This is a genomic window from Citrobacter sp. RHBSTW-00859 (assembly GCF_013729795.1).
GTDB lineage: Bacteria > Pseudomonadota > Gammaproteobacteria > Enterobacterales > Enterobacteriaceae > Citrobacter > Citrobacter braakii.
Genome location: NZ_CP056284.1, coordinates 1813759 through 1840047, shown reverse-complemented (window position 1 = coordinate 1840047; position 26289 = coordinate 1813759). Strand labels below are relative to the sequence as shown.

Below are 26289 nucleotides of genomic sequence, written 5' to 3'. Positions count from 1 at the left end.
CAGTGGATTGATATGAAGGTACTGGTTACCGGAGCCACCAGCGGCTTAGGCCGAAACGCGGTTGAGTTTTTATGCAGCAAAGGCGTCAGCGTCAGAGCTACCGGTCGCAACGAAGCGATGGGCAAGCTGCTGGAGAAAATGGGCGCAGAGTTTGTGCATGCCGATTTGACCGAGCTGGTCTCTTCGCAGGCAAAAGTGATGCTCGCCGGTATCGATACGCTGTGGCACTGCTCCAGTTTTACCTCACCATGGGGAACTCAGGAAGCTTTCGATCTGGCCAACGTTCGCGCAACCCGCCGTCTGGGCGAGTGGGCCGTGGCCTGGGGCGTTCGTAACTTCATTCATATCTCATCACCGTCGCTCTATTTTGATTATCACCACCATCGCGATATCAAAGAGGACTTCCGCCCCCAACGCTTCGCCAATGAATTCGCCCGCAGTAAAGCGGCTGGCGAAGATGTGATTGCGTTGCTGACACAGGCCAACCCGCAGACCCGTTTTACGGTATTGCGTCCGCAAAGCTTGTTCGGACCACACGATAAAGTTTTTATCCCGCGCCTGGCCCATATGATGTACCACTACGGCAGCATTCTGTTGCCGCACGGCGGAAGTGCGCTGGTGGATATGACCTACTACGAGAATGCGGTGCACGCGATGTGGCTGGCAAGTCAGCAAGCCTGCGATAATCTGCCGTCGGGTCGTGCGTACAACATTACCAACGGCGAGCATCGCACCCTGCGCAGTATTGTGCAGAAACTCATCGACGAGCTAAATATTGATTGTCGTATCCGCTCCGTACCCTACCCGATGCTGGACATGATTGCCCGCAGCATGGAGCGGTTAGGCAATAAATCCGCGAAAGAGCCAAAGCTTACGCATTACGGCGTCTCGAAGCTGAATTTTGACTTTACGCTGGATACCACCCGCGCTCAGGAAGAATTAGGCTATCAGCCCGTTGTGACGCTGGATGAAGGGATTGAGCGTACCGCGGCCTGGCTGCGTGACCACGGCAAACTGCCGCGTTAACCCTGCCCGTATTTCTCCAGTAACGCTTCGGCAATCGCCTGAGTTTCTGCATCCGCCACGCCGTTCCACAACGTCGGGCGGAAGTGCATCTGGAAGGCCATAATCACCCGCCGCTGTTCACGCGGCGTCATTTCAGGTTTTACCTCATAACCATAGCGCGACAGCAGATCGAGCAATGATGAGGTTTCTACCGGTGCATCGGGCGCTCGCCCGGCAAGATAAAACGCCACCCGCTGAGCATCCGGCCACGCGCCAATTCCCTGAGCGGCCAGTTTTTCCCATGGAAACAGCGGACCTGGATCGTCCTTGCGCTGCGGTGCGACATCCGCATGAGCCACCACGTTCTGTGGTTTTATGTCATAACGGGCAATAATATCTTTCGCCAAGGGGATTAACGCCTGAATTTGCGCGGGTTCAAACGGCGCAAAATACTTGCTGCCCGCCGATTTTTGCCAGCCGCGGTTTTCCAGCTCAATGCCGATCGAGGTATCGTTAATTCGCGTAGCGCCGCGCCAAAAGCTAATCCCCGCATGCCAGGCCAGATCTTTTTCCGGCACCAGTTGCCAGATACGCGGTTTGCCATGGTAGAGCGGCGGCACTGCCGGGATCAGATAGTGCGAGCTGACGTTTTTATCGGTCAGCGTAGCCAGAGAAGAGTCGAAATCATCGGCCGTGTAATGGATAACCAGCACTTTAATGCGCGGGTAAGCAGCCTGCGCCTGACGACGGGTATCTAACTGATACCCGTCTTTGTCGACAATCCCTTTTTCGCCAGCACATCCTACCAGCAGCAGCGTTAATGCCAGCAGAGACAGCAGACGCTTCATCGGCGAGTTTTCACCGCAGTGCCGCTGACGCTCACCATCAGCATGCTACCGTCTTTGCCTACGGTTTCGTAATCGATATCGATACCGACTACCGCATCAGCACCGAGCGCTTTTGCCTGTTCACCAAGCTCCTGAAAAGCAATTTCACGCGCTTTACGCAGCTCTTTTTCATACGCGCCGGAGCGACCGCCGACGATATCGCGAATGCCGGCGAAGAAATCGCGGAAGATATTCGCGCCTAAAATGGCTTCGCCAGTCACAACACCGCAGTATTCCACGATGCTCTGCCCTTCCAGCGTAGGGGTAGTCGAAAACTGCATGGTTAATCTCCTTTTTGCGCTAAGAGCACGATCTCAAAAGCATTATCGAACCGATCCACTATCATTGAAAGGATATATTCTTTACACAAAATAATTCGAGTTGCAGGAAGGCGGCAAGAGTGTGAATCCCCAGGAGCATAGATAACTATGTGACTGGGGTGAACGCACGTAGCCAACGCACAAGCAACTTGAAGTATGACATGTAAATCAACGTAGAACACTAATAGTAGAAAGCTAATAAGGAAATCATTATGCGCTACTCGAAACTCTCTCTGCTGGTTCCATGTGCACTACTTCTCAGCGCCTGTACTACCGTAACGCCGGCCTACAAAGATAACGGCACGCGTAGCGGCTCATGCGTAGAAGGCGGGCCAGACAGCGTGGCTCAACAATTCTATGATTACCGTATTCAGCACCGAAACAATGACATTACCCCCCTTCGTCCGTACCTCAGCGACAACCTGGCGAAACTGCTGAACGATGCCAGCCGTGATAACGCGCATCGCGATCTGTTTAACAGCGATCCGTTCTCTAGTCGCGCTACGTTACCGGACAGTGCCAGCGTCGCCAGCGCATCGACCATTCCGAATAGTGATGCACGCAACATTCCGCTGCGCGTAGAGCTTAAACAGGGTGACCAAAGCTGGCGTGATGAAGTGCTGATGATCCGCGAAGGCCAGTGCTGGGTAGTTGACGATGTCCGCTATCTGGGCGGCAGCGTACACGCGCCAGCCGGGACGCTGCGCCAGTCTGTCGAAAACCGCTAACCGCCCCATTCACCCGCCGGAATCATAACCCCCATAAATTGTCTGGCATTCTGCATAGAATGCCGACAATTATTCTTGCCCGCTGGTGGCCCCGCTATTTTGTGCTATGTTTAGATAAGAATGCGGTTTGCATTTAACTTTTAACGCATAAATATTGCATAACTATTCTGTCAAAGGTAGTATCTGCGGCTTCAATAGCTATCAGACTGCCAGTATCGAGTGTCAATGAGTATTCAATTAAACGGCATTAACTGCTTCTACGGCGCACATCAGGCGCTGTTCGATATCACGCTGGATTGCCCTCAGGGTGAAACACTGGTGTTACTTGGCCCAAGTGGAGCCGGGAAAAGCTCGCTGCTGCGCGTACTCAACCTGCTTGAGATGCCGCGCTCGGGCACACTCTCTATTGCGGGTAACCGTTTCGACTTCACGAAGACCCCGTCAGACAAAGCCATTCGGGAGCTGCGTCAGAACGTGGGTATGGTCTTCCAGCAATACAACCTTTGGCCGCATCTCACGGTTGTGCAGAATCTGATTGAAGCGCCCTGCCGCGTACTGGGTCTGACAAAAGATCAAGCGCTGGCGCGTGCCGAAAAATTGCTGGAACGTCTGCGCCTGAAGCCGTACAGCGATCGCTACCCACTGCATCTCTCCGGCGGCCAGCAACAGCGTGTGGCCATTGCCCGCGCGTTGATGATGGAGCCGCAGGTGCTGCTGTTTGATGAACCTACCGCAGCGCTTGATCCGGAAATTACTGCCCAAATCGTCAGCATCATTCGTGAACTGGCGGAAACCAACATTACTCAGGTGATCGTCACCCACGAAGTGGAAGTTGCACGTAAAACGGCCAGCCGTGTGGTGTATATGGAAAACGGTCATATCGTCGAGTTTGGGGATGCGAGCTGCTTTGCCAACCCGCAAACCGAAGCGTTTAAAAACTATCTCTCTCACTAAGATTCGGGACAATACAATGAAAAAAGTTCTGATTGCCGCGCTAATCGCAGGTTTTAGCCTTTCCGCTACCGCAGCCCAAACCATTCGTTTCGCCACCGAAGCGTCTTATCCTCCGTTTGAATCTATTGATGCGAATAACAAAATCGTAGGGTTTGACGTTGATCTGGCGAATGCGCTGTGTAAAGAGATTGACGCGACCTGTACCTTCACCAATCAGGCCTTCGACAGCCTGATCCCGAGCCTGAAATTCCGTCGTTTTGACGCGGTGATGGCCGGTATGGACATCACGCCAGAGCGTGAAAAACAGGTTCTGTTCACCACCCCGTATTACGACAACTCTGCCCTGTTTGTTGGCCAACAGGGTAAATACACCGGCATTGACCAGTTGAAAGGCAAAAAAGTCGGTGTACAAAACGGTACTACGCACCAGAAATTCATCATGGATAAACATCCGGAAGTGACCACCGTACCGTATGACAGCTACCAGAATGCCAAACTCGATCTGCAAAATGGTCGTATTGACGGCGTATTTGGTGATACCGCAGTGGTGACCGAATGGCTGAAAGATAATCCAAAGCTGGCCGCAGTTGGCGATAAAGTGACGGATAAAGATTACTTCGGTACGGGTCTGGGCATCGCTGTGCGCCAGGGCAATACCGAACTGCAGCAGAAATTTAACGCTGCGCTGGAAAAAGTGAAGAAAGATGGGACTTACGAGACCATCTACAACAAATGGTTCCAGAAGTAATACTTGATGAATGAATTTTTTCCTTTAGCAAGCGCCGCCGGGATGACCGTCGGCCTTGCCGTTTGTGCGCTGATTATTGGCCTCGCGCTCGCCATGTTTTTTGCCGTCTGGGAGTCAGTAAAATGGCGTCCAGTGGCATGGACGGGTTCAGCTCTGGTCACCATCCTGCGTGGTCTGCCGGAAATTCTGGTGGTTCTGTTCATCTATTTCGGCTCTTCACAGCTGCTGCTGACGCTGGCCGATGGCTTTACGATCAATCTCGGGTTTGTACAAATCCCGGTTCAGATGCAGATCGAAAACTTTGACGTCAGCCCGTTCCTGTGCGGTGTGATTGCGCTGTCATTGCTGTATGCGGCTTACGCGTCGCAAACGCTGCGTGGCGCGCTGAAGGCCGTACCACTCGGACAATGGGAATCAGGTCAGGCGTTGGGTTTGTCTAAAGCCGCGATCTTCTTCCGCCTGGTGATGCCGCAGATGTGGCGCCACGCTCTGCCGGGACTGGGTAACCAGTGGCTGGTATTGCTGAAAGATACCGCGCTGGTCAGCCTTATCAGCGTGAACGATCTGATGCTGCAAACCAAGAGTATTGCCACCCGTACCCAGGAGCCGTTTACCTGGTACATTGTGGCGGCGGCTATTTACCTGGTGATTACGCTGGTGAGTCAGTACATTCTCAAACGCATTGACCTGCGCGCGACACGATTTGAGCGGAGACCAGGCTAATGCTTGAGTATTTACCTGAATTGTTAAAAGGGCTGCATACCAGCCTGACGCTGACGGTCGCCTCCATCGTGGTTGCTCTGGTGCTGGCGCTGGTTTTCACCGTCATCCTGACGCTAAAAACGCCGATTGTGGTCTGGTTGGTTCGCGCTTATATCACGTTGTTTACCGGTACTCCGCTGCTGGTGCAAATCTTCCTGATCTACTACGGGCCAGGGCAGTTCCCGACGCTACAGGAGTATCCGGTACTGTGGCACCTGCTCTCTGAACCGTGGCTGTGCGCCTTAATTGCGCTATCGTTAAACAGTGCGGCTTATACCACTCAACTGTTCTACGGTGCTATCCGCGCAATCCCGGAAGGCCAGTGGCAGTCCTGTGGAGCGTTGGGGATGAGTAAGAAGGATACGCTGGCGATTCTGTTGCCGTACGCCTTTAAACGCGCCCTCTCCTCGTATTCCAACGAAGTGGTGCTGGTGTTTAAAAGTACCTCACTGGCATACACCATCACGCTGATGGAAGTCATGGGCTATAGTCAGCTGCTATACGGTCGCACTTATGACGTCATGGTTTTCGGCGCGGCGGGTGTGATTTACCTGATCGTCAACGGTTTGCTGACGCTGATGATGCGCTTGATCGAACGTAAAGCTCTGGCGTTTGAACACCGGAATTAAATCGGTTTTTATGTCTGATGGCGCTACGCTTATCAGGCTACGATTCATCTTCCGTTGTACACTCTCCAGTGAATATGCATAAAGCCAAAATAAAAAAGACGGACAACAACCTAAATTGTCCGTCTTTTTTTATATCCATAAAAATAGTTAATCATTTTTATTGCATATAAATTCATTAAATGGCATTGTTAATTCACGCCGCAGACACGGTAAATAATCATAAGATTGACAGACGGGAGTTCCACCATGAAAAAGTTAGTACTGGCCGCATTACTTGCTACTTTCGCCGCAGGCGCCTCAGCTGCTGATAAAATTAGTTTCGGTGTATCAGCGACTTATCCGCCATTTGAGTCACTGGATGCAAGCAATAAAATTGTCGGTTTTGACATCGACCTGGCAACGGCACTGTGCAAACAAATGCAGGCTGACTGTACTTTCACCAATCATGCTTTTGATAGCTTGATTCCCGCGCTGAAATTCAAAAAATATGATGCGGTGATTTCCGGAATGGACATCACGCCTGAGCGTAGCAAGCAGGTGGCATTTACTCAGCCTTACTATGCAAACTCCGCGCTGGTGATTGCGAAAAAAGACACCTATAAAACCTTTGCCGACCTGAAAGGGAAACGCATTGGCATGGAAAACGGCACCACGCACCAGAAATACCTGCAGGACAAACACCCTGAAGTGAAAACCGTGGCCTACGACAGCTATCAGAATGCGATTATCGACCTGAAAAATGGTCGTATTGATGGCGTATTTGGCGATACCGCCGTGGTTAACGAGTGGCTGAAAACCAACCCGCAGTTAGGTGTAGCCACTGACAAAGTGACCGACCCACAATACTTCGGTACTGGTCTTGGCATTGCGGTTCGCCCGGATAACAAAGCCCTGCTGGAAAAACTGAATAGCGCGCTGGCCGCAATCAAAGCTGACGGCACGTACCAAAAAATCAGCGATCAGTGGTTCCCACAGTAACGTCCACCCAATCTGAAAAGCCGCATTCTGCGTAATGCGGTTCAGTTAACGCCTCAGTTTCAGAAAGCATCACCTGTGTTGGTAGAAGTTATGGATATGCTATCTCACGGTAAGGGTTCCGTTCACCTCATGTGCATCGTTTCTCTGAAACACCGATTCCTGTGAACGTGTAAAGGGCGTTCTCCGCCACGCCCTTTACAATCCCGGCTCCCGGCGGGAAAATTGCCACTTCGTGGTCCCCTCCGTTTATTCCTCCAGGCTACCGGGCCGGACGCGAGGCAGCGTCCCTGCAAAACGCGCCCTGAACCCGCATCCCTGCGGGTTCTCCCGGCCTTACGGAAACACGTCGGCAATTTTCAGCCGGACCAGCCCACACCTGACCCCCTGCGTTTTTTATCTGAACAGCAAAACAGATTTAACTGGAAGTCAGTGCGTTGCAGCGATGACCCCGGTCCGGCTGAAAATCGATGAGGCGTTGACGGCTGACCGGGTCTGCCCGCAGGGATGCGGGCAGAGGGGACGGCCTGCAGGAACGCAGGCCCGGCCCCGACCCGACAGGCAGACGGCATAAGACGAATGAATCGCGTAGCGACGATTTTCCCGCCGGGAGCCTGGGTTGCAAGGGAGGCGGCGGTGAGCCTCCCTTGCACGTTCACGGGTATCTGCGCTTCAGAGAATTGCTACCGCCGAGGTGAACGGAACCCTGAGCAAGAATCACATGTTCTCCATAATGCTTAACTGAACAGTATTGCGCATCCTGCGGCTTTTTTTATATCTTCGCCTTCGCTTTCAGTCAGTTCTTACGCCATAAACCCATTCCTGGCGTACACTTGTTAAAACGAAAAAAAGTGAGGCAAACGGATGATAGCGTTCCCTGCCAGTTTACTGATCCTCAACGGAAAAAGTGCTGATAATCTCCCCCTGCGTGATGTCATTGCAGAGCTACGCGATGAAGGCGTGGAAATCCATGTTCGCGTTACCTGGGAAAAAGGCGACGCCCAACGCTACGTTGATGAAGCTCGCCAGTTAGGCGTTGCAACGGTGATTGCCGGCGGCGGCGACGGCACAATTAACGAAGTCTCGACGGCGCTGATCCAGTCGCAGGGCGGCAATATCCCGGCGCTCGGTATTTTACCGTTGGGAACGGCGAATGATTTTGCAACCAGCGTAGGCATACCCGACGCCCTTGATAAGGCGTTAAAACTGGCTATCGCCGGAAATGCGACTGATATCGATATGGTTCAGGTCAATGATAAAACCTGTTTTATCAATATGGCGACCGGCGGCTTCGGCACACGCATCACCACCGAGACGCCAGAAAAACTCAAGGCCGCATTAGGTGGCGTATCGTACTTTATTCACGGATTAATGCGCATGGATACGCTCAAACCCGACATCTGCGACATTCGTGGGGAAGATTTTCACTGGCAGGGTAAGGCGCTGGTCATTGGTATCGGTAATGGTCGTCAGGCCGGTGGTGGGCAACAGCTTTGCCCGACAGCGCTGATCAACGATGGTCTGCTGCAACTGCGTATTTTTACCGGCGAAGAGCTGCTGCCAGGGCTACTTTCGGCGTTAACGCAATCCGAAGACAACCCTAACATCATCGAAGGCGCATCATCGTGGTTTGATATCCGCGCCCCGCATGAAATTACGTTTAATCTCGATGGCGAACCGCTTAGCGGACAAGAATTTCATATTGAAATCCTGCCCGCAGCGCTACGTTGCAGACTGCCGCCGGGTTGTCCGCTACTGCGTTAACACGACGACACCCCAACTGGAATCAGGCAATGGTGACTTTGCTGTCCAGATAAACATCCTGCACGGCGTTAATCAGCTTAACGCCGTCAGCCATGGTTTTCTTGAATGCTTTTCGTCCAAGAATCAGCCCCATGCCGCCAGCACGTTTGTTAATCACTGCCGTACGTACCGCATCGCTCAGATCGGTTTCGCCGCCAGCCGCACCGCCAGAGTTAATTAATCCGGCGCGCCCCATATAGCAGTTCGCCAGCTGATAACGCACCAGATCGATTGGGTTGTCGCTGGTCAGCTTGCTGTAAACGCGATCGTCGGTGTAGCCAAAGTTGACTGCTTTATACCCGCCGTTATTTTCCGCCATTTTCTGCTTAACGATATCCGCCCCGATAGTGGCTGCCAGATGGTTAGCCTGCCCGGTGAGATCGGCGGAAACATGGTAATCCACGCCATCTTTTTTAAACGCGGAGTTACGCAGATACGCCCACAGCACGGTGACCATCCCCAGTTCATGAGCACGCTCGAACGCCGCAGAAATCTCTTCAATCTGGCGACGGGACTCCTCTGAACCGAAATAAATGGTTGCCCCTACCGCAACCGCACCCATATTGAATGCCTGTTCTACGCTGGCATACAGCGTCTGATCAAACGTATTGGGGTAGCTCAGCGTTTCGTTGTGGTTAATTTTTACAAGAAACGGAATGCGGTGCGCGTAGCGACGGGAGACGGAAGCCAGCACGCCATAGGTCGATGCCACGCAGTTACACCCTGCTTCGATAGCCAGTTCCACAATATTCTTCGGATCAAAGTACAGCGGGTTAGCCGCGAACGATGCCCCCGCGGAGTGTTCCACGCCCTGATCCACCGGTAGAATCGACAGATAACCTGTCCCGGCCAGTCGGCCCGTGTTATACAGCGTTTGCATATTACGCAGCACCGCTGGCGGACGGTTGTTATCCACCATCACGCGATCGACGTAATCATGTCCAGGCAGGTAAAGTTGGTCAGAAGGAATGGTCATACAACGATGCTGTAAAAGGTTGTCGGCATCTTTGCCAAGCAACTGCGCAATATCAGTCATAGCTATGCTCCCGTAAGTTCCGATTTGAAACCGGAATGTGGATTGTCCTGACCCGCTTTGTTGCGGGCAGCAATAAGCCTGGTACCGACTGCGTTTTTTTTCCATCTTTAGCGCACTTTTCAGCAACTTCTGCTGGCTCGATTCAGGAAGAAATAATGTTAAGGCGGTCAAATTTAGACCTCAAAGGTATTTTAAAGGTATTATCGAATGGTACTATCAGTGCGTACCTTACCTGTCATGAAGGATTTAAAGATGAAAACTACAGTTAAGCTGTCGTTCATGATGTTTATAGAGTGGTTTATCTGGGGCGCCTGGTTTGTACCGCTGTGGCTGTGGCTGAGTAAAAGTGGCTTTAGCGCCGGGGAGATCGGCTGGTCCTACGCCTGTACCGCAATTGCCGCGATCCTGTCGCCCATCCTGGTCGGTTCTGTCACTGACCGTTTTTTCTCCGCGCAAAAAGTGCTGGCGGTGCTGATGTTCGTCGGCGCTATTTTAATGTACTTCGCCGCCCAGCAAACCACCTTCAGCGGATTTTTCCCGCTGTTACTGGCCTATTCGTTGACCTATATGCCGACGATTGCGCTGACCAACAGTATCGCTTTTGCCAACGTCAGTGACGTTGAGCGTGATTTCCCGCGCATCCGTGTGATGGGGACCATTGGCTGGATCGCCTCTGGTTTGGCCTGCGGTTTCTTACCGCAAATGCTTGGCTATAGTGACATCTCCCCTACCAATATTCCTCTGCTAATCACTGCCGGAAGCTCGGCTCTGTTGGGCGTCTTTGCGTTCTTTTTACCGGATACACCGCCGAAAAGTACCGGCAAAATGGATTTCAAGGTCATGCTGGGTCTGGATGCGCTGATCCTGCTGCGGGATAAGAACTTCCTCGTCTTTTTCTTTTGCTCTTTTCTGTTCGCGATGCCGCTGGCGTTCTATTACATCTTCGCCAACGGTTATCTGACAGAAGTCGGGATGAAAAACGCCACCGGCTGGATGACGCTGGGCCAGTTCTCTGAAATCTTCTTTATGCTAGCGCTACCGTTTTTCACCAAACGCTTTGGCATTAAAAAGGTATTGCTGCTTGGTCTTATTACTGCAGCTATCCGCTACGGATTTTTCGTTTACGGCGGCGCGGAAGAATATTTCACTTACGCTCTGCTGTTTCTCGGCATTCTGCTGCACGGCGTCAGTTACGACTTCTACTACGTCACAGCCTACATTTATGTCGATAAAAAAGCGCCCGTACATATGCGCACCGCGGCGCAAGGGCTTATCACCCTCTGCTGTCAGGGATTCGGTAGCCTGCTCGGTTATCGTCTGGGCGGCGTGATGATGGAAAAAATGTTTGCTTATCAGGAACCGGTGAATGGCCTTACCTTTAACTGGGCTGGCATGTGGGGATTTGGCGCGGTCATGATCGCCGTCATTGCCGTAATGTTTATGATTTTCTTTCGCGAGTCAGATAAAGAAATCACCGCCATTAAGGTGGACGATCGCGATGTAGCGTTGAAACAAGGGGAAGTAAAATGAAAGCAGAACGTATTCTCGGTGCTCTTTATGGGCAGGCGTTAGGGGATGCGATGGGTATGCCGTCGGAACTGTGGCCAAGAACCCGGGTTAAAGCCCATTTCGGTTGGATCGACCGTTTTTTACCCGGCCCTGCGGAGAATAATGCCGCCTGCTATTTTAACCAGGCGGAGTTCACTGATGACACCTCCATGGCGCTGTGTCTGGCTGATGCCCTGCTTGAGTGCGACGGAGAGATTGTACCCGACGTTATTGGCCGCAATATTCTGGCCTGGGCCGAACGTTTTGATGCTTTTAATAAAAACGTGCTCGGCCCGACCTCAAAAATTGCCCTAAAAGCCATTCGCGACGGCAAACCTGTCGCCGAACTGGAAAATAACGGCGTTACCAACGGAGCGGCAATGCGCGTTTCACCGCTGGGATGTCTGCTCCCCGCGCGCGATCTCGATGCCTTTATCGATGATGTGGCATTAGCCTCCAGCCCGACGCATAAATCGGATTTGGCTATCGCTGGCGCAGTGGTGGTCGCATGGGCGGTATCACGCGCTATCGACGGCGGAAAATGGTCAGAGATTGTCGACGCGCTGCCAGCCATTGCCCGGCATGCGCAGCAAAAAAGGATCACTACCTTTAGCGCATCGCTCTCTGCACGCCTTGAACTGGCGCTGAAAATTGTCCGTAACGCTGACGGCATTGAGTCTGCCTGCGAGCAGTTGTATCAGGTTGTAGGGGCCGGAACCAGTACCATTGAATCCGTGCCTTGCGCCATCGCTATGGTTGAGCTGGCGCAGACCGATCCTAACCGCTGCGCCATTCTGTGCGCGAACCTCGGGGGCGATACCGACACCATCGGGGCGATGGCAACTGCCATTTGTGGCGCGCTCCACGGCGTAAGTGCGATTAATCCGGCATTGAAACATGAGCTCGATGCGGTAAATCAGTTGGACTTTATCCGCTACGCCAGTGGATTGATGCGACTGCGCGAGCAGCGGGAGGCACTATGAGCACCACGCGTCTGCAACAACTTCTCCCGCAGTTACGCACACAGCGACCCGTTACGGTGGTGGGTGCGGCGGTGATTGATGTCATTGCCGATGCGTATGCCCTTCCCTGGCGCGGATGTGACATTGAACTCAAACAGCAAGGGGTAAACGTTGGCGGCTGTGCGCTCAATATTGCCGTAGCACTCAAGCGGTTAGGTATCGACGCCAGTAATGCTTTACCGCTGGGTCAGGGGGTGTGGGCCGATATTATCCGCAACCGGATGGCAAAAGAGGGACTGCACAGCCTGATCGATAACGCCGCAGGCGATAACGGCTGGTGTCTGGCTCTGGTCGAGCCGGATGGCGAACGTACCTTTATGTCCTTTAGTGGCGTCGAAAATCAGTGGAACGCTGACTGGCTGGCACAGCTGGAGATCCCACGTCACAGCCTGGTTTATCTCTCGGGCTATCAGTTAGCCTCTCCGTGTGGTGAGTTGCTGGTGCATTGGCTGGAAGGGCTGGAGGAAGTGACGCCGTTTATCGATTTTGGCCCACGCATCGGCGACATTCCCGAGCCCTTACTGGCAAGAATTATGGCCTGCCGTCCACTGGTATCGCTCAATCGGCAGGAGGCGGAAATTGCCGCCGAGCGGTTTGCATTAAGCCAGGATATAGAAGGTTTTGGCGCACAATGGGTGCAACGTTTTGCCACACCGGTGGTGATACGCCACGATAAAGACGGTGCGTGGTATTTCAGCACGCAAACTTCCGGTTGCATACCGGCATTTGCAACAGCAGTCGTTGATACCATTGGCGCTGGTGACAGCCACGCTGGCGGCATGCTGGCGGGACTGGCGTCTGGCTGGTCGCTGGCTGACGCTGTACTGCTTGGAAACGCCGTGGCGTCCTGGGTGGTAGGGCATCGCGGCGGCGATTGCGCCCCTACGCGCGAGGCGTTACTCCTCGCACACAAACACGTATAGATCGCTTCGACAATAGCTGATGCTGTATTCAATGGGCCGTTGCTGCTGGTCAAGCGCTACCTGCTTGATCACCAGCACCGGCACTTTGCTGTCCATTTGAATGTGCGCCTGGAACTCTGCGTCAGGCATTCGGGCACTGACACGTGAGCGGGTGCGCTGCGGGAAAATATGCTGGCTGCGAAAATAGTCATACAGTGAAACGCCGATGGCATCCACGTCATGAATTAGATGGGCAGGAACCCATGACTCTTCAATAGAAACCGCATCTTCATCTACGTAGCGAATGCGCTTGAGCAAGAAGACGTCACTCCCCATAGCAACAGCCAGCTGCTGCGCTACCTCTTCCGGGCAAGGCACAATCCGCTTGTTAACCCACAGCGTATCTGGTTTTTTACCGCGCAACACCACCTGCTGTGAAAAACCACGCGCTTCTTTTAGCGAATACTCGAAGATGTTGTTGATCTGCGTCCCGTAACCACGGGCGCGCGTCACGACGCCTTCTTCTTCCAAAGCCTGCATCGCCTTACGAACCGTAATTCGCGAAACGCCGGTCAACTGGCTGAGATCGCGCTCGCCGGGCAGGATGTTTCCATGCTCCAGAATCCCGCTGCGCACAGCGTTTTTCACCGTTTGCGCAAATTTCATATACAGCGGCGTGTTATCTGCCGCGGAAATACGTTCATTCAGTTGCGCGATAAGCTGGGTATGCGCTTGTTCCATTTATCTTTTTCCTGCAGCCGTTTCTGCAGCCAGTATACTCATTACCACCACGCGTGGAAATGATGCACCGGACCAATTCCCTCACCGACTTCCAGGGTGTCGGCCTGCGCCAATGCCGCTGAAAGCCACAACTTAGCTTCCTGCACTGTCTGTGCCCAGTTGTCATGGCGCGGACGCAGCGCCGCCAGCGCCGCCGATAGCGTACAGCCAGTACCGTGGGTATTTTTGGTCATCACCCTTGGCGCGGTAAAACGCTTTTCGCCATCACGGGTAAAGAGCCAGTCGGGGCTTTGCGCATCCTCCAGATGACCGCCTTTCATCAACACCGCCTCGCAACCCAGCGCCCGCAGCGCCCTTCCCTGCTCTAACATCTCCTGCTCAGTCTGCGCATGGGGAGCCCCGAGCAGCGCCGCAGCTTCGGGTAAATTTGGGGTGATAATCGAAACCTGCGGCAGCAAATGGGTACGCAGCGTTTCAACCGCCGAGGGAGACAGCAACGGATCGCCGCTTTTCGCCAGCATCACGGTATCCAGCACGACATTTTGCACCCGATGGCGACGCAAACGTTCGGCGACCGCTTCAACAATATCCGCTTCCGCCAGCATACCGATTTTAGTGGTGTCGATACGCACATCACTGAACACCGAATCCAACTGTGCGGCGACAAAGTCAGGTTCAATGCGATACACCGACTGCACCCCGCGCGTATTTTGCGCCACCAACGCCGTGATAACCGAGCAGCCGTAAGCGCCAAGCGCCGAGAACGTTTTTAAATCGGCCTGAATACCCGCACCACCGCTTGGATCGGTTCCGGCAATCGTTAATGCGTTAATCCGTTTCATAGTTGCTCCTGCGCGTTCAGGTTATAGAGGGCGTCGATAAATGCCGGGACAAAACTGCCCGGTCCGGTTGATTGTTGAGTGGCTATTTGTCCGGCCTGTTTCATCCAGCTACAGGCGGAGGCGACGTTATCAAGCCGGTCACCGTGCAGGGCGCAACTGGCCGCAACGACCGCCGACAGCGCGCATCCGGTGCCCACCACGCGCGTCATCAACGGGTCACCCCCGTTCACGCAGACGGTACGCTGACCATCGGTGACATAGTCAATTTCGCCGGTAACCACGACAATGGTCCCAACCTGACGAGCCAGTGCCTGCGCTGCGGGAAGCGCAGCGGCTGCCGTATCGGTCGTATCCACGCCGCGTCCCCCGCCGTTCATACCCGCCAGAGCCAGTATTTCCGAAGCGTTGCCGCGGATAGCTGCAGGCTGTAGCGCCAACAAATCCAGACAGAAGCGACGACGAAACTCCAGCGCCCCCACGGCAACGGGATCGAGCGACCACGGGGTTTTAGCAAGTTGTGCCCGCTCAACTGCGGCGCGCATCGCCGTAGCCCGTTCCCGGGTTAAGGTGCCGACGTTAATCAGTAATGCACTGGCAATAGACGCGAACTGACTGGCTTCCTCGGGCTCGATTACCATTGCAGGTGATGCGCCCAGCGCCAGCAGCGTATTGGCCGTAAAGCTTTGCACGACCTCGTTGGTCATGCAGTGTGTGAGAGGGGAAAGCGTTCTAAATTGGTGTAAGGTGTGAGCCGCGAGTGTGCGGCTGTGCAGGTCAGGCTGCATGGTTCAGCTCCTGCCCGCGCGAAGAAGGGACACGAGCAGTGTCAGACTTCCCTACGCTGGCATTATCCAGATCAGGTGGTACGGGTATTTCTCAGCCCATCAGCGATGGGGCACCCCGAGTCATGAAAATTGAATCTCTATACTTTTTGCCAGCTTAGGGGAAGTTGCTTGCTGAAGCAAGCCCGCCCTTCCGGTTAACGCTTCTTCACGCTGTACCCCAGCTTGTACCTCAGTTTGTACCCCACCACAGAAACAAAAAAAGGAGCCGTTAAGCTCCTTTGTGACATAACCCAAGATCTCATGGATTCCGAGATTCAGTTTTGCGTTCTGTTTTTCTACGTCGTTCAAAGGTGCGGATTACACCCCAGATAAACAGGAACAGCACATACCAGTAAAGCGCGGTGATCATACGCGAGTGTCCTGGTTCCAGTAGGTTGCTACCGTCCTCAGAGACACCGCCATTTCTTCCGCAGCCTTTTTCTGAGTTAGTCCTTGCGCCTTGTATTCCAGAACCTTCAAACGCGTTTCATGCTGCTTTCCAGCTTTCTTGATTCCAAGGCATTCGATGGTTGAGCCAGGGAAGTAATGGTTTTTGAGGTATTCCGCTGCCGCCATGTCGGGAACGACAAACACGAGAGGGTGATCGGTATCAGTGTTGCGAATGGATGTTCGGCTAAGAAACTGGTAGCACCGTTCAAAATACATTGCCTGCCGCTTCTTCTCCATCACCGTTTCAAAATCCCAACCGATACGTTCGCAATAGTCTGCCCATCGCTTACGGTCTTTATCGCCCAGATTTGCACATCCGAGGAACACGGCACAATGAATGCTCTGATAGCTGTTTATCCCGTAGCTGGACATTGAAACGTCAACACCACCCATGCGATCACCAAGTTCAGTGAGTCCAATGGTCTTAAAATCGCAGATAGCTTTGTCGTTGTTGGTTGCAAAGATAAAATCCTTTCCGACGATTTGGCGTATTTCCCTCAAGTGGTTGTTAAAGATATTAGCGAGTTCTGACTGCCCCGCTCTTTTGATATCTTCTGAGAGGACAGCAACGATTTTGATAGGCACGTTTTTATGTTTGCGTCTCTCGGGATCAGGCTGAAGGTGTTCACCCGCTTCCTGAACCGCCATCTGAGCGACGTTCTCTGCCATCCAGACAAACCCACTGCGATTCACGCCAGCGCCGAGCACAGTGAAGCTCTTCGCCCATGTTGCGGCCTTCAGTATCGGATTATAGGTGTAGGCAAAGAAGCTGTATGACGAATCACATTCGGTGTGCATCACACCACAACCGTCGAGCGCCACGTAAAGAACCTTCTTCAAGTTATCACTGTTAGCGTGCTTCTCGTGGTAATACTTGTACAGATTGTCGTAGTGCTCTTCGCGCAGGTACAGAAGCCCGTTTCGTTCTTCCAGCCATTCCAGGAATGGGAAGTTTTCTGCCGTCCTGTCAGCATGACGGATCGTTGCTTCTGCTCCAAACCAGCCATCAGGGATCTCGTCAATCACCACATTGTGTTCTGCCAGTAGAGAACGCATCTCAAGATTGAACGTAGCGAGGTGGCAGTAGTTGGTGAAACATTCATGGGTTGTTATCACAACATTTATCTGGAAGCTATCAGCCAAAGTACTTTTCAGGTTGAGAGTCGCCCCTTCAACGAAAATGTGATGGTTTGAGATTCTAAAATGATTCAGATCTTGCTTGAACTGATCGGCTAAAGCGTGGGTTGGTACTACGATTAAGAACTTTTCTGGGACAGCTTCGTTCTTGAAGCTCAGGATGTACTCTTTCAGACGGTGGCTCTTTCCTGAGCCGCAAATCGCATTAACGAAGTTTACTACTGGTTTCTTTTCGGTCATTCGGTTCCTCTCGGTTTAGGACTGCTGTTATTAATTCACTCACCAGCGCAGCGGCTGACTTGTCTTCACGGTTTGAAGTGGTCAACAAAAACTGGCCACCGAGTTAGAGTTTTTCCAGTATCGATTTTCCGATTCGTTTGGGGGTAACCCACCGTTATATTCGTGCGGTCTTAGTGCGCTGTAATATCCAACGATATAATCCGTTATGGCGTGAGCTGCCTCGCTGAAGCTTACGTAACCCACCACCGGTATCCATTCGTTCTTCAGACTTCTGAAGAAGCGTTCCATTGGGCTGTTATCCCAGCAATTTCCGCGCCGGCTCATACTCTGCCTGATCTGGTATCGCCACAATAACTGCCGGAACTGCCTGCTCGTATAATGACTGCCCTGATCGCTGTGGAACATCACCCCGCCGGGCTTACCACGGGTTTCCCATGCCATTTCCAGCGCTTTCATGGTGAGCCTGCTGTCCGGCGAGAACGACATGGCCCAGCCCACTGGTTTTCTTGCGAACAGGTCGAGAACAACGGCGAGGTACGCCCAGCGCTTACCCGTCCAGATATAGGTCACATCACCGCACCACACCTGATTTGGCTCGGTCACGGCGAACTGCCGTTCAAGGTAGTTAGGGATAGCAACATGTTCATGACCACCACGTTTATACCGGTGAGTCGGCTGCTGACAGCTGACCAGCCCCAGCTCTTTCATGAGCCTGCCAGCAAGCCAGCGTCCCATCTGGTAGCCTCTCCGGGTTGCCATTGTGGCGATGCTTCTTGCTCCGGCCGAACCGTGGCTGATGCCATGTAGCTCAAGTACCTGACTGCGTAATACAGCCCGTCTGCCGTCTGGTTTTTCAGGACGGTTTTTCCAGTATCTGTAGCTGCTGCGATGAACCCCGAACACATGGCAGAGTGTGACCACAGGATAATGCGCTCTGAGTTTCCCGATTATCGAGAACTGTTCAGGGAGTCTGACATCAAGAGCGCGGTAGCCTTTTTTAATATTTCATTCTCCATTTCAATGCGTTGTAGCTTTTTCCTCAGCTCACGTATTTCGATTTGTTCTGGTGTTATCGGAGAGGCTTTTGGTGTTTTGCCCTGACGCTCATCACGCAGTTGTTTGACCCATCTTGTCATTGTGGAAAGGCCAACATCCATAGCTTTGGCGGCATCTGCCACCGTGTAGTTCTGGTCAACAACCAGTTGAGCGGATTCGCGTTTAAACTCTGCGCTGAAATTTCTTTTTTTCATTGGAGCACCTGTGTTGTTCTGAGGTGAGCATATCACCTCTGTTCAGGTGGCCAAATTCAGTGTGCCACTTCAGTTGGCACGTTCAACAAGCGCCTTGTGGGTTTCATCGGTGAATCGGATGTTCATTCGGTTGTTCCTCGTTACGTAAACTCTCTTGAAGCTGCTCAATGCGGTAGCTGATCAAGGCCACCCTGAACATCTTGCGTCGTTCGTCGGAGAGATTTTTGTTGTGGGAGTATTGCTGGCAAATCTTGGGAAGGAGCTTTCCGCTACGCAGAGCTTCGAGCACATCAGTTTTCGTTTGGTACATGTACCTCCTTATTATTACGATTGTTAACTACCTACTATTCATTGTACATCAAATCGGTTGCAAAGTCAACTATTTTATGATCATTTTCAACACGTTAATAAAACAAGCACGATTTGAGATTGCATTTAACATAAATAAATGTTAGTTTCGCCAACCTTTATTTGAACGCTTCTTTTTAAAAAAACAAGCAAATAAAAAATGAACGTTAACAACTCAACTATGAGGATTTATTGACTACAAAACATACAGGAGGATTAATATGACAGATAACCAGGGACTTTCCCCAACCGAAGTTGAAGCACTCTTCACAGAGACATTTACCACCCACTCCAGCACTACCCCAACGCAAGTAACGAACACCATCGAACAGATGTTTGATAGTCTCGTGCCGTATTTCACCGAAGTAACGCATCCACAGAAACGCAGCAGACACCCCAAGGTGCTGACTTTCACCACCGATCATAAACAGATGTGGGCATACCTCAGAAGCCAACAGAGCGAGATAGCCGGATGTGTGATGTTCGACCTAAGTTGTGCGGCCCGTGACCTCGGTATGACGCAAAAACGAGTGATTACCGTCATTGGCGATCTGGAAAATGCGGGCTGGATAATCTGTCGGGACATTGGCAACCCCGGCACTGGAACCTATCAGATCACCATCCAGGACATTGAAACCATCGTTTCATTATGTAGCTCCATTACTTACGCCCAGCCGACTACCCTAACGATGGATGCGTTAAGAGGCGCTCGCCTGCTCCATTAAGTCGCTAACGCGGCGGCAGCTCCGATAATGTTAGCAATGAGATTTCCGGCTTATTATGCAAGTAAGCCGATCTTATGGCTATGCCATTTGCACAAGTAACCTGATACAGAGGGTGCAGAAAAGTCTAAAGTCTCTTTAGAGTTATTTGCATCTTCGGTAAAAGTGAAGGCTTACAATGGAACACTATCGGTGTGGAGTGGTTGCATAAACTCATTTTTTTAAGCGTATCTTGCACAGTTAACGCATGGGCGAGTTGTACGAGCACATAAAATGGAATCAATAACTGTTTATTATTTAAACAGTAGTTAGCGGTTTTGTTGGTTTTAATGTTCATTATGTGAGCAATGCGAGCATAGCAGATTACTTTTACAGGAGAATCACTCCTTAAAATCGCTTCTGGTGCAAAGGTTGCTCTCCTGTAATTGATATCTTTCATGCTCCGCATTACATGCTACTCATGCAGCATACTTTTCATGGTCGCAGTGCTCACCATGAAACAACTCTCCATAGAGCCGGAAAAGTTGACTAAATTACAAGCGATAATCAACTAATAAATGATGATTATTAATAGGTTTAATCTATGCTAATTCTACTCATATTAACCAGTCTATAACACTCTTACAGCGCTTTAACCTATTGATGAAAATCCCTCCTCCCCTTATTCTATAAGGGTTTCAGCACAATCGAAGAAAAAAACATGATTCTTTTGCTAAGCAACTCCACCTAACTTGGAAATTTAAACAAACCTATATTTTAAGCCCCCTTCACTCTGAATCTACAGTATCAAACGTCTTCGCATACGGGCATTTTCCTTTGGTAACGTAGGTGAACAGATAGATGCTGTTTTCGTAGGTGCAAAGCGTCTTACCATTCTCGGTCGTATCCTGCTGGGGATCGGTCATTGTGATCTGTCCTGCTGCTGCCATCTGTGAAACCAGTAACCCAAATATCACTATCAGTGCTCTTCTCACTGCATTTCTCCTGTGCATGCTCTTTCGTCTATCAAGACTCATCCATAGCGAAGAACTGTGCAAGACATTATAGTTTCAACATTGATCAATTTTATCGATCGATAAATGATAAACCGATCGTTTTTATCAATTGATGGTTTTATACTGATTCCCGATGAATGTCTAACACCAATCGAAAAAAGGAACGCTATGAAGGGGATAACTCTTGCTGCACTCTTACTGCTGCCTCTGTCAACTTATGCAAGCTCCTATCAATGTGAAGCTCTTCAGCAAGGGCAACTGGGTAGCAATGGGAAGACAGTCACAGCACAATCCAGCATTGAAATTGATGGTTCTCAGATGCACTTCAGTTTAAATAACGCAAGCTGGGATCTCTCGTACATCGGGGAGAAGCAAATTGCCAAGCTCTATAGCACCGACAACGGCAATGTCGCCGTGTCTTTCATTGACGGCAACCCGCTCATTTTTGTTCTGCATCTGGTTAATGATGACGGTAGAAAAGGCACTTACAACCTCAGCGAATGCTCCGAGCTATAAGGGGCGGTAATGAAAAAACTATTCGCAGCCGCCATATTTTTGTCAGTGATACCGAACGCTTATGCATTGAGTCATGGAGATACCGCCACCCTAAAAGAAGGAACATTTAACTGTAAGAAGCTGACCGACTTTTACGAGATGATCAGTTACATCCAGGACAAAGACCAACAGGGTATGATGGGCCTCATCACTTCCGGTAAATGCCGTCTCCTAAAAGAATCGATGACAGTTGAGATTCAGAACGTAGACGATAAGGGGTTTGTTTTCTTCATTACCCCAGGTGGTCATGGTGGATGGTCAGCCACACAGTTCTTCAAAGAATAATCATCTCATGCAACGACTGGCGTGTGTGATCACGCCATTTTCATCTTCGCTCGTCAAAACGAATTCAACTCCTCGTTTCAAGTCTCAAAACCATCTCCTTTTAAGACCACATCGACGCAATCACAAAATGCGGTTTCGCCTTGTCTCAAAAGATTGATCTTTTATTTTGAGACAGCTATTATTTTGATACCACCTTTTGAGACTTAGAGAACATCATGACTACTGTGATCGGATACGTGCGAGTTTCCACCAGCGACCAGAACGTTGAAAACCAGAAGCAGCAGATAACCGATGCTGGTTATAGCGTTACTCGCTGGTTCAGCGATGAAGCGGTGAGTGGTGCAATCAAGGCAGGAGAGCGTCCAGGGTTTGCTGAACTACTCAATTATGTGCGAGAAGGCGATACGCTGATCGTGATTGCTATAGACCGCTTGGGACGTAACACTATCGATGTACTATCTACTGTTGAAATGTTGCAAATGAAGGGTGTGAAGGTTGTCAGCTTGCGAGAGGGGTTTGATCTTTCAACACCAGTGGGTAAAGCCATGCTCACTATGATGGCAGGACTTGCCAGCCTGGAAAAAGACCTAATCGCAGAGCGTAGAGCCGCAGGTATCAAGCGTGCTCAGTCTGAAGGTAAGCATTGCGGCAGACCTATCAAAGCAACCGTTGAACAGGTACGAGAGCTGTTAGCACAGGGTTTACCACCAGCAGAGGTACAGGATAGATTAGCGATCAGCAAAGCAACCTTCTACCGCCTAAAAACTGATTAATCATCTGCCTTGCTGATATTTGAGAATTCTGATGCTCGAAGATGAGAAGCCGGAAAAATTGCACTAAGCAATTCACATACCACCGATGTAGGCTGCTAAATGAAATATTTTTTATGATATTCTATTTATTTTTATGAGTCTTCTTAAAAGAAATCCAACAATATTCTATTAAGGTTTTAAGTAAACCTATCCTTCTATAACATCAATGATGTAATAATGACTGATTGGCTATGCTGTTATCAAGGGTATATCTCTGCCAATCATATACCCCCCTCAAAAATCACTCCTCATTCGAGGAACCATCAGTAATATAACTTGTTAGATATAATTACAATGACATATATCAATTTCTAATTGAACCATTCGGATTATTATCACATAATATAAAAATACTTTAAAAGTAAAAATAGAATCACAACTTTCCCGATGGAAATTTAGACTCATAATTGATAAAACCTCGAAATTAATTTAACTTTAAAAAACAGGCACCCATATCGGGTGCCTTTAATTTTATTATAAGTCTTTTTTATCAATTTTCAATTGTGGTGTTTTTAATGCATTACGTTTTTGCATCGAAACCTGATCCTTTATAGGGATACTTAGCTTTTGTGCTATCCAAGCTTTATCCTCATGATTGGTATAATGCATATGTAGGTGCGTTATGATAATTTCTTGAAGCAATCTACGAGTCATCATATTATCTTTGACTAACAACCAAATTGACTCAATATCATTTCTATTAATTTTCTTAGTAAATTCTAACTGGATAGTTATCTCTACTAACTTACTTATCTCTGAACCAAAGTAACCTGATAGGCTTGTGTAATATGCTGTAAGATCTTTATGCCCAACCGAATACGCAATTTTCTTTATGACATTCAATGACATAACATAGCTATATGTCCAATAAAATAAACTTGCTTCTTTGGCGATTTTATCAGTAGTCCAATTTTTTTTCTCTGAAATAAGCCGGTGAACCTCGGCTATAATTTCATCTTTAAGTTCCTTAGTTATAGAATAATAAAATCCTAAAAAACGAAAACCTATAGCATAGGTTTCTCGACCCAACTTCTCAAGCTGTGGAATAGGAATAGAACCTTTTCTGTTTCTTATAATTTGGCCTAATACCTCAACAGCTTTGTATGACCGATTAACATCAAGAAGATCCTTATTAATTGACTCGACATCCTCTTCTTCATCTTCCAAATGCGCATCATAGATATCACGCTCCGAACTTTCTCTTTCTTTTAAGGCAGCAAGCCTTTCCTGTTCAACATCCTTTGTTTTATCGATAACAATTTGGGGTATTTCACACGCCATTTTATTTAAGAAATCGACATCATTTTGACCAAGGGTGGCCTTCTCATGTTCCTTAAATATATTACTTAGATTAAGAGTTATTCGTTCTATGATATTCTTATCTTTCGTGTGATGCGTTATAAATATAAGAATATTAGCATTTTTTTCGGTGTGAATCTTATCACATAACCGATCAATAATTATTACTGACTCATCACTTGCTAACTCTGTTATTTTTTTTGCTGTAAAAAAGTAATAAATATACTTGTATTGAAATTTAACTGTATCAGCCCACATATATATTATTTTTGAGCGCTTCAGTTTATCCAATATTTCCTCATGTGACATCAAATAATAGTTACTTGAATAATATTCTTTAAATTCTTCCAACTCAGAATAATTGATAGCATGATTACCCTTACCATATATAAAATATGATAACTCACTTAAATAATTAAAATAGTCATTCAACTCATCTGCTTTAACATTCGCTTTATTGAAAGCTTGTATAATTAAAGAATGATAACAATGACCATAAGATGTCAGTGAAAAATTGCTTTGTGTATTTGACTCTAAAATTTGCAAAATCATTAATATAAATATCGGCTTACTTGGCACGATGTTTTTCATAAGAATTGAATCTATATTACGCTTTAGATTATCATTTAAACTTTGAATATCTTCAATATCAGATGTTTCATCCAAGCCAATTTGATTCCATTTCTCAACAAGCTCAGTTTTTTGGATATGGCTAAATTCAGCAATCTCATAAGTTGTAAAACAATCGAAATCCTTAAGAAGTTGATCACTAAATCTAATTTTAGAGTCAGCAATAATAATAATACTTTTATACGTTTCCACGAGGTTATTCAGCAACGCCCTTTGGAATTTTTCATTCATAGGTGATTCTGTTATATCATCAACTATGACAATCAACTCATTGTAATTTATAATTCCTACATTATCGTATTGTTCATTTAGAAAATCATTAACTACATTTTCAATATCGGCTACTTTCTTGAAAGAATCGCCTTTAATAAGAACCGGTATTGAACCGTTCGAATGATACTGACGGAAAAGGGTTTTAGCTAAAGTTGACTTTCCTGACTGCTCACTACCAATAATTAGTGTTTTATTACCACTAATTTTTTCATGGCTTAAAACATTTTTTGAATTCACAAAGACATCATAATCATCGAATTCATATTTTGTTCTTTTTAAATCTGGATAAATAAACAAATCATCAAGATAAAGGATCTCCTTCCTTCTATGCTGAATAGTAAATCCAAGATCAAGTAAATGCAGCTTAAAATTAGTTCTCAGTGCATTTTTTTCAACTACCGTCTCTTCAGTTATCTCATATGAAGATTGCGTCTTTTTTTCCTTAAGATATTTAACCACATCTTCAATGGCTTCCGAAACTTCTAAATATGCTTGTTTTTGATTTTGATAGGAAGAAATAGGTTTTGCATCGCTCGGTGTTGCATTGTAGAGCGACAAACGAGAACGTTTGAATGTACAATAGTCAAGTACTACAGGGATAATACGAAGCTCATCGTCAGAAGCTTTTCTTTCTAATGCTTTACTTAACTCAATTTCATTACAGTATTTCGAAGTCAGAAAGTCTTGTGTTATGAGAAATACAAATACATCACTTTCTTCGATTTTAGCAGATATAACCTCATCAAACTCATCACCAGCGAGCATTTCTTTATCGTACCAAACTTCAATGTCTTCATTAGGTTGAAGATATTTTAATATTTGTTCTTTATGATGTTTATCTTCATGACAATAACTAATGAACAGTTTTAATTTATTATCCATGCCAAACTCACCTTTTGAAAAGATAAATAAACACATATATCAAGTAGGTAATAAAAACAACCCCATTGAGATAAAAATAAATATCAAAATGGGTTTTCCCATCTAATTCATACATCATTTTCACAATCAAGAAAAAAATCAAAATAACCGAAAAAGCTCGCTTATAGAAAAATGAAACAGCCTTTCTGTAAAAGCTGTTGCTATTTTTGTAAAATAGCCCTTCAAAAGTAAACAACTGTGTATCTGGAAATAACGAATTTAATTCTGATTCAATTGTGTGTAGATATTTATATTGCATATCTATAAAGAAACATGCTTGGGTATAGCGTATGAATAAAACAAATGAAGCCAGTGCAAAGGTAACCAACAGTAATGCATTTCCAGGAAGCCTTTTATCATCGAGCTTGCCTACACTGACTAATAGTCCATTAATGAATTCAGCATTCACACTTTGGATCGCTATAAGCATAATGGACAAAATTAGCATAAGGAACATTAAATCCCTTTTGTTAGCAGCTGCTTTAAGCGTTTCAACATTACATTTATAATGCTCATAGAGCATATTGATTTTGGTTTCGTCCATTTGTGTTCTTTGTTAGCCCAAGGGTTAAAGTTTTTTCTTTAGCTAAGTGTATCAATTTACGCACTTTCTTTAAAATATTATTACACCATTTGAATCAATAAG

General features: G+C 48.5%; 28 protein-coding genes and 1 riboswitch. Of the genes, 15 read left to right on the top strand and 13 right to left on the bottom strand.

Going from position 1 to position 26289, the window contains the following annotated elements:
* Positions 1-12 precede the first annotated feature (12 nt).
* Entirely contained in the window at positions 13-1026 is a 1014-nt protein-coding gene (locus tag HV302_RS09065; protein ID WP_016153664.1) for an NAD-dependent epimerase/dehydratase family protein, read from the top strand.
* On the opposite strand, the gene HV302_RS09060 is transcribed toward HV302_RS09065, so the two are convergent.
* Positions 1023-1853 carry an N-acetylmuramoyl-L-alanine amidase gene (locus HV302_RS09060; protein ID WP_181627228.1) on the bottom strand — a complete coding sequence of 277 codons (831 nt, stop codon included), beginning with the start codon at positions 1851-1853 and terminating at the stop codon, positions 1023-1025. The genes HV302_RS09065 and HV302_RS09060 overlap by 4 nt on opposite strands.
* On the bottom strand, positions 1850-2173 hold the full coding sequence (locus HV302_RS09055) for a heavy metal-binding domain-containing protein (RefSeq protein WP_001160725.1): 324 nt from the start codon (positions 2171-2173) through the stop codon (positions 1850-1852). The genes HV302_RS09060 and HV302_RS09055 overlap by 4 nt, the downstream gene beginning before the upstream one ends.
* A gap of 251 nt (positions 2174-2424) precedes the next feature.
* On the opposite strand from HV302_RS09055, the gene HV302_RS09050 reads away from it, so the two are divergent.
* The 6 genes from HV302_RS09050 (at position 2425) to artJ (ending at position 7011) form a co-directional block, all read left to right on the top strand.
* Positions 2425-2940, top strand: a complete 516-nt coding sequence (locus HV302_RS09050; protein ID WP_016153666.1) for a lipoprotein — start codon at positions 2425-2427, stop codon at positions 2938-2940.
* A 225-nt stretch (positions 2941-3165) separates the two neighbouring features.
* Positions 3166-3894, top strand: coding sequence for an arginine ABC transporter ATP-binding protein ArtP (gene artP / locus HV302_RS09045; RefSeq protein WP_016156950.1), 729 nt, complete (start codon positions 3166-3168; stop codon positions 3892-3894).
* A 16-nt stretch (positions 3895-3910) separates the two neighbouring features.
* Positions 3911-4642 carry an arginine ABC transporter substrate-binding protein ArtI gene (gene artI, locus HV302_RS09040; protein ID WP_016156951.1) on the top strand — a complete coding sequence of 244 codons (732 nt, stop codon included), beginning with the start codon at positions 3911-3913 and terminating at the stop codon, positions 4640-4642.
* Positions 4643-4648: 6 nt separating this feature from the next.
* On the top strand, positions 4649-5365 hold the full coding sequence (gene artQ, locus HV302_RS09035) for an arginine ABC transporter permease ArtQ (RefSeq protein WP_016153668.1): 717 nt from the start codon (positions 4649-4651) through the stop codon (positions 5363-5365).
* Positions 5365-6033, top strand: a complete 669-nt coding sequence (artM, locus tag HV302_RS09030; RefSeq protein ID WP_016153669.1) for an arginine ABC transporter permease ArtM — start codon at positions 5365-5367, stop codon at positions 6031-6033. Before artQ ends, artM begins: the two co-directional genes overlap by 1 nt.
* A 246-nt stretch (positions 6034-6279) precedes the next feature.
* Positions 6280-7011, top strand: coding sequence for an arginine ABC transporter substrate-binding protein ArtJ (artJ, locus tag HV302_RS09025; protein ID WP_016153670.1), 732 nt, complete (start codon positions 6280-6282; stop codon positions 7009-7011).
* Positions 7012-7367: 356 nt separating this feature from the next.
* On the opposite strand, the gene HV302_RS09020 is transcribed toward artJ, so the two are convergent.
* On the bottom strand, positions 7368-7667 hold the full coding sequence (locus tag HV302_RS09020; protein WP_191212344.1) for a hypothetical protein: 300 nt from the start codon (positions 7665-7667) through the stop codon (positions 7368-7370).
* 205 nt (positions 7668-7872) lie between these two features.
* Here HV302_RS09020 and yegS point away from each other — a divergent pair, with 205 nt between their 5' ends.
* A complete protein-coding gene (gene yegS, locus HV302_RS09015; protein ID WP_016156953.1) occupies positions 7873-8772 on the top strand; it encodes a lipid kinase YegS in 900 nt (299 codons plus the stop codon).
* A gap of 22 nt (positions 8773-8794) precedes the next feature.
* Here the strand turns inward: yegS and fbaB are convergent, their stop codons facing one another.
* On the bottom strand, positions 8795-9847 hold the full coding sequence (fbaB, locus tag HV302_RS09010) for a class I fructose-bisphosphate aldolase (RefSeq protein WP_016153672.1): 1053 nt from the start codon (positions 9845-9847) through the stop codon (positions 8795-8797).
* A 252-nt stretch (positions 9848-10099) separates the two neighbouring features.
* On the opposite strand from fbaB, the gene HV302_RS09005 reads away from it, so the two are divergent.
* The 3 genes from HV302_RS09005 to HV302_RS08995 are packed head-to-tail and all read left to right on the top strand — an operon-like array spanning position 10100 to position 13340.
* Positions 10100-11377 (top strand): nucleoside permease, encoded by a 1278-nt coding sequence (locus tag HV302_RS09005; protein ID WP_049269027.1) that lies wholly within the window; start codon positions 10100-10102, stop codon positions 11375-11377.
* Complete coding sequence (locus HV302_RS09000; RefSeq protein ID WP_019077202.1) at positions 11374-12378, top strand: ADP-ribosylglycohydrolase family protein; 1005 nt, start codon at positions 11374-11376, stop codon at positions 12376-12378. Before HV302_RS09005 ends, HV302_RS09000 begins: the two co-directional genes overlap by 4 nt.
* Positions 12375-13340, top strand: a complete 966-nt coding sequence (locus HV302_RS08995; protein WP_181627227.1) for a PfkB family carbohydrate kinase — start codon at positions 12375-12377, stop codon at positions 13338-13340. Before HV302_RS09000 ends, HV302_RS08995 begins: the two co-directional genes overlap by 4 nt.
* Here HV302_RS08995 and HV302_RS08990 read toward each other — a convergent pair.
* The 6 genes from HV302_RS08990 to HV302_RS08965 form a co-directional block, all read right to left on the bottom strand.
* Positions 13314-14060, bottom strand: a complete 747-nt coding sequence (locus HV302_RS08990) for a GntR family transcriptional regulator (protein WP_101700055.1) — start codon at positions 14058-14060, stop codon at positions 13314-13316. The genes HV302_RS08995 and HV302_RS08990 overlap by 27 nt on opposite strands.
* A 41-nt stretch (positions 14061-14101) precedes the next feature.
* On the bottom strand, positions 14102-14902 hold the full coding sequence (gene thiD / locus HV302_RS08985; RefSeq protein ID WP_181627226.1) for a bifunctional hydroxymethylpyrimidine kinase/phosphomethylpyrimidine kinase: 801 nt from the start codon (positions 14900-14902) through the stop codon (positions 14102-14104).
* A complete protein-coding gene (gene thiM / locus HV302_RS08980; RefSeq protein WP_181627225.1) occupies positions 14899-15687 on the bottom strand; it encodes a hydroxyethylthiazole kinase in 789 nt (262 codons plus the stop codon). The genes thiD and thiM overlap by 4 nt, the downstream gene beginning before the upstream one ends.
* Positions 15688-15718: 31 nt before the next feature.
* A riboswitch (TPP riboswitch) is annotated at positions 15719-15815 on the bottom strand.
* Positions 15816-16092: 277 nt separating this feature from the next.
* A complete protein-coding gene (locus HV302_RS28220; protein WP_048221071.1) occupies positions 16093-17553 on the bottom strand; it encodes a DEAD/DEAH box helicase family protein in 1461 nt (486 codons plus the stop codon).
* 81 nt (positions 17554-17634) lie between these two features.
* Positions 17635-18803, bottom strand: a protein-coding gene (locus HV302_RS08970) for an IS3-like element IS911 family transposase (RefSeq protein WP_094461488.1) whose coding sequence is annotated in 2 segments (ribosomal slippage) — positions 17635-18554 and positions 18554-18803 — 1170 coding nt in all. Because the reading frame shifts where the segments join, the coding sequence is not laid out codon by codon here.
* Positions 18804-18906: 103 nt separating this feature from the next.
* On the bottom strand, positions 18907-19113 hold the full coding sequence (locus HV302_RS08965) for a hypothetical protein (RefSeq protein ID WP_008324553.1): 207 nt from the start codon (positions 19111-19113) through the stop codon (positions 18907-18909).
* Positions 19114-19372: 259 nt separating this feature from the next.
* Between HV302_RS08965 and HV302_RS08960 the strand changes: the two genes are divergently transcribed.
* Positions 19373-19876: a hypothetical protein gene (locus tag HV302_RS08960; protein WP_008324552.1), complete on the top strand. Its 504-nt coding sequence runs from the start codon at positions 19373-19375 to the stop codon at positions 19874-19876.
* Positions 19877-20640: 764 nt separating this feature from the next.
* Here the strand turns inward: HV302_RS08960 and HV302_RS08955 are convergent.
* Positions 20641-20865, bottom strand: coding sequence for a hypothetical protein (locus HV302_RS08955; RefSeq protein WP_046275908.1), 225 nt, complete (start codon positions 20863-20865; stop codon positions 20641-20643).
* Positions 20866-21036: 171 nt separating this feature from the next.
* Here HV302_RS08955 and HV302_RS08950 point away from each other — a divergent pair, with 171 nt between their 5' ends.
* The 3 genes from HV302_RS08950 to HV302_RS08940 all read left to right on the top strand — a co-directional run bounded on the left by HV302_RS08950 (position 21037) and on the right by HV302_RS08940 (position 22481).
* Positions 21037-21384 carry a hypothetical protein gene (locus HV302_RS08950; protein WP_088731940.1) on the top strand — a complete coding sequence of 116 codons (348 nt, stop codon included), beginning with the start codon at positions 21037-21039 and terminating at the stop codon, positions 21382-21384.
* Between the two features lie 9 nt (positions 21385-21393).
* Positions 21394-21708 (top strand): hypothetical protein, encoded by a 315-nt coding sequence (locus HV302_RS08945; RefSeq protein WP_046275909.1) that lies wholly within the window; start codon positions 21394-21396, stop codon positions 21706-21708.
* A 215-nt stretch (positions 21709-21923) separates the two neighbouring features.
* Positions 21924-22481, top strand: a complete 558-nt coding sequence (locus tag HV302_RS08940; protein ID WP_071701056.1) for a recombinase family protein — start codon at positions 21924-21926, stop codon at positions 22479-22481.
* Between the two features lie 513 nt (positions 22482-22994).
* Here the strand turns inward: HV302_RS08940 and HV302_RS08935 are convergent.
* Both HV302_RS08935 and HV302_RS08930 read right to left on the bottom strand, forming a co-directional pair.
* Entirely contained in the window at positions 22995-25604 is a 2610-nt protein-coding gene (locus tag HV302_RS08935) for a TIR domain-containing protein (protein WP_071701057.1), read from the bottom strand.
* 7 nt (positions 25605-25611) lie between these two features.
* Positions 25612-26187 (bottom strand): hypothetical protein, encoded by a 576-nt coding sequence (locus HV302_RS08930; protein ID WP_071701058.1) that lies wholly within the window; start codon positions 26185-26187, stop codon positions 25612-25614.
* Positions 26188-26289: the final 102 nt, after the last annotated feature.

Bases quoted from the DNA above. Each gene is read 5' to 3' on its own strand.
- HV302_RS09065 (WP_016153664.1), top strand. From the start codon at position 13: ATGAAGGTACTGGTTACCGGAGCCACCAGCGGCTTAGGCCGAAACGCG.
- HV302_RS09060 (WP_181627228.1), bottom strand. From the start codon at position 1,853: ATGAAGCGTCTGCTGTCTCTGCTGGCATTAACGCTGCTGCTGGTAGGA.
- HV302_RS09055 (WP_001160725.1), bottom strand. From the start codon at position 2,173: ATGCAGTTTTCGACTACCCCTACGCTGGAAGGGCAGAGCATCGTGGAA.
- HV302_RS09050 (WP_016153666.1), top strand. From the start codon at position 2,425: ATGCGCTACTCGAAACTCTCTCTGCTGGTTCCATGTGCACTACTTCTC.
- artP (WP_016156950.1), top strand. From the start codon at position 3,166: ATGAGTATTCAATTAAACGGCATTAACTGCTTCTACGGCGCACATCAG.
- artI (WP_016156951.1), top strand. From the start codon at position 3,911: ATGAAAAAAGTTCTGATTGCCGCGCTAATCGCAGGTTTTAGCCTTTCC.
- artQ (WP_016153668.1), top strand. From the start codon at position 4,649: ATGAATGAATTTTTTCCTTTAGCAAGCGCCGCCGGGATGACCGTCGGC.
- artM (WP_016153669.1), top strand. From the start codon at position 5,365: ATGCTTGAGTATTTACCTGAATTGTTAAAAGGGCTGCATACCAGCCTG.
- artJ (WP_016153670.1), top strand. From the start codon at position 6,280: ATGAAAAAGTTAGTACTGGCCGCATTACTTGCTACTTTCGCCGCAGGC.
- yegS (WP_016156953.1), top strand. From the start codon at position 7,873: ATGATAGCGTTCCCTGCCAGTTTACTGATCCTCAACGGAAAAAGTGCT.
- fbaB (WP_016153672.1), bottom strand. From the start codon at position 9,847: ATGACTGATATTGCGCAGTTGCTTGGCAAAGATGCCGACAACCTTTTA.
- HV302_RS09005 (WP_049269027.1), top strand. From the start codon at position 10,100: ATGAAAACTACAGTTAAGCTGTCGTTCATGATGTTTATAGAGTGGTTT.
- HV302_RS09000 (WP_019077202.1), top strand. From the start codon at position 11,374: ATGAAAGCAGAACGTATTCTCGGTGCTCTTTATGGGCAGGCGTTAGGG.
- HV302_RS08995 (WP_181627227.1), top strand. From the start codon at position 12,375: ATGAGCACCACGCGTCTGCAACAACTTCTCCCGCAGTTACGCACACAG.
- HV302_RS08990 (WP_101700055.1), bottom strand. From the start codon at position 14,060: ATGGAACAAGCGCATACCCAGCTTATCGCGCAACTGAATGAACGTATT.
- thiD (WP_181627226.1), bottom strand. From the start codon at position 14,902: ATGAAACGGATTAACGCATTAACGATTGCCGGAACCGATCCAAGCGGT.
- thiM (WP_181627225.1), bottom strand. From the start codon at position 15,687: ATGCAGCCTGACCTGCACAGCCGCACACTCGCGGCTCACACCTTACAC.
- HV302_RS28220 (WP_048221071.1), bottom strand. From the start codon at position 17,553: ATGACCGAAAAGAAACCAGTAGTAAACTTCGTTAATGCGATTTGCGGC.
- HV302_RS08965 (WP_008324553.1), bottom strand. From the start codon at position 19,113: ATGTACCAAACGAAAACTGATGTGCTCGAAGCTCTGCGTAGCGGAAAG.
- HV302_RS08960 (WP_008324552.1), top strand. From the start codon at position 19,373: ATGACAGATAACCAGGGACTTTCCCCAACCGAAGTTGAAGCACTCTTC.
- HV302_RS08955 (WP_046275908.1), bottom strand. From the start codon at position 20,865: ATGCACAGGAGAAATGCAGTGAGAAGAGCACTGATAGTGATATTTGGG.
- HV302_RS08950 (WP_088731940.1), top strand. From the start codon at position 21,037: ATGAAGGGGATAACTCTTGCTGCACTCTTACTGCTGCCTCTGTCAACT.
- HV302_RS08945 (WP_046275909.1), top strand. From the start codon at position 21,394: ATGAAAAAACTATTCGCAGCCGCCATATTTTTGTCAGTGATACCGAAC.
- HV302_RS08940 (WP_071701056.1), top strand. From the start codon at position 21,924: ATGACTACTGTGATCGGATACGTGCGAGTTTCCACCAGCGACCAGAAC.
- HV302_RS08935 (WP_071701057.1), bottom strand. From the start codon at position 25,604: ATGGATAATAAATTAAAACTGTTCATTAGTTATTGTCATGAAGATAAA.
- HV302_RS08930 (WP_071701058.1), bottom strand. From the start codon at position 26,187: ATGGACGAAACCAAAATCAATATGCTCTATGAGCATTATAAATGTAAT.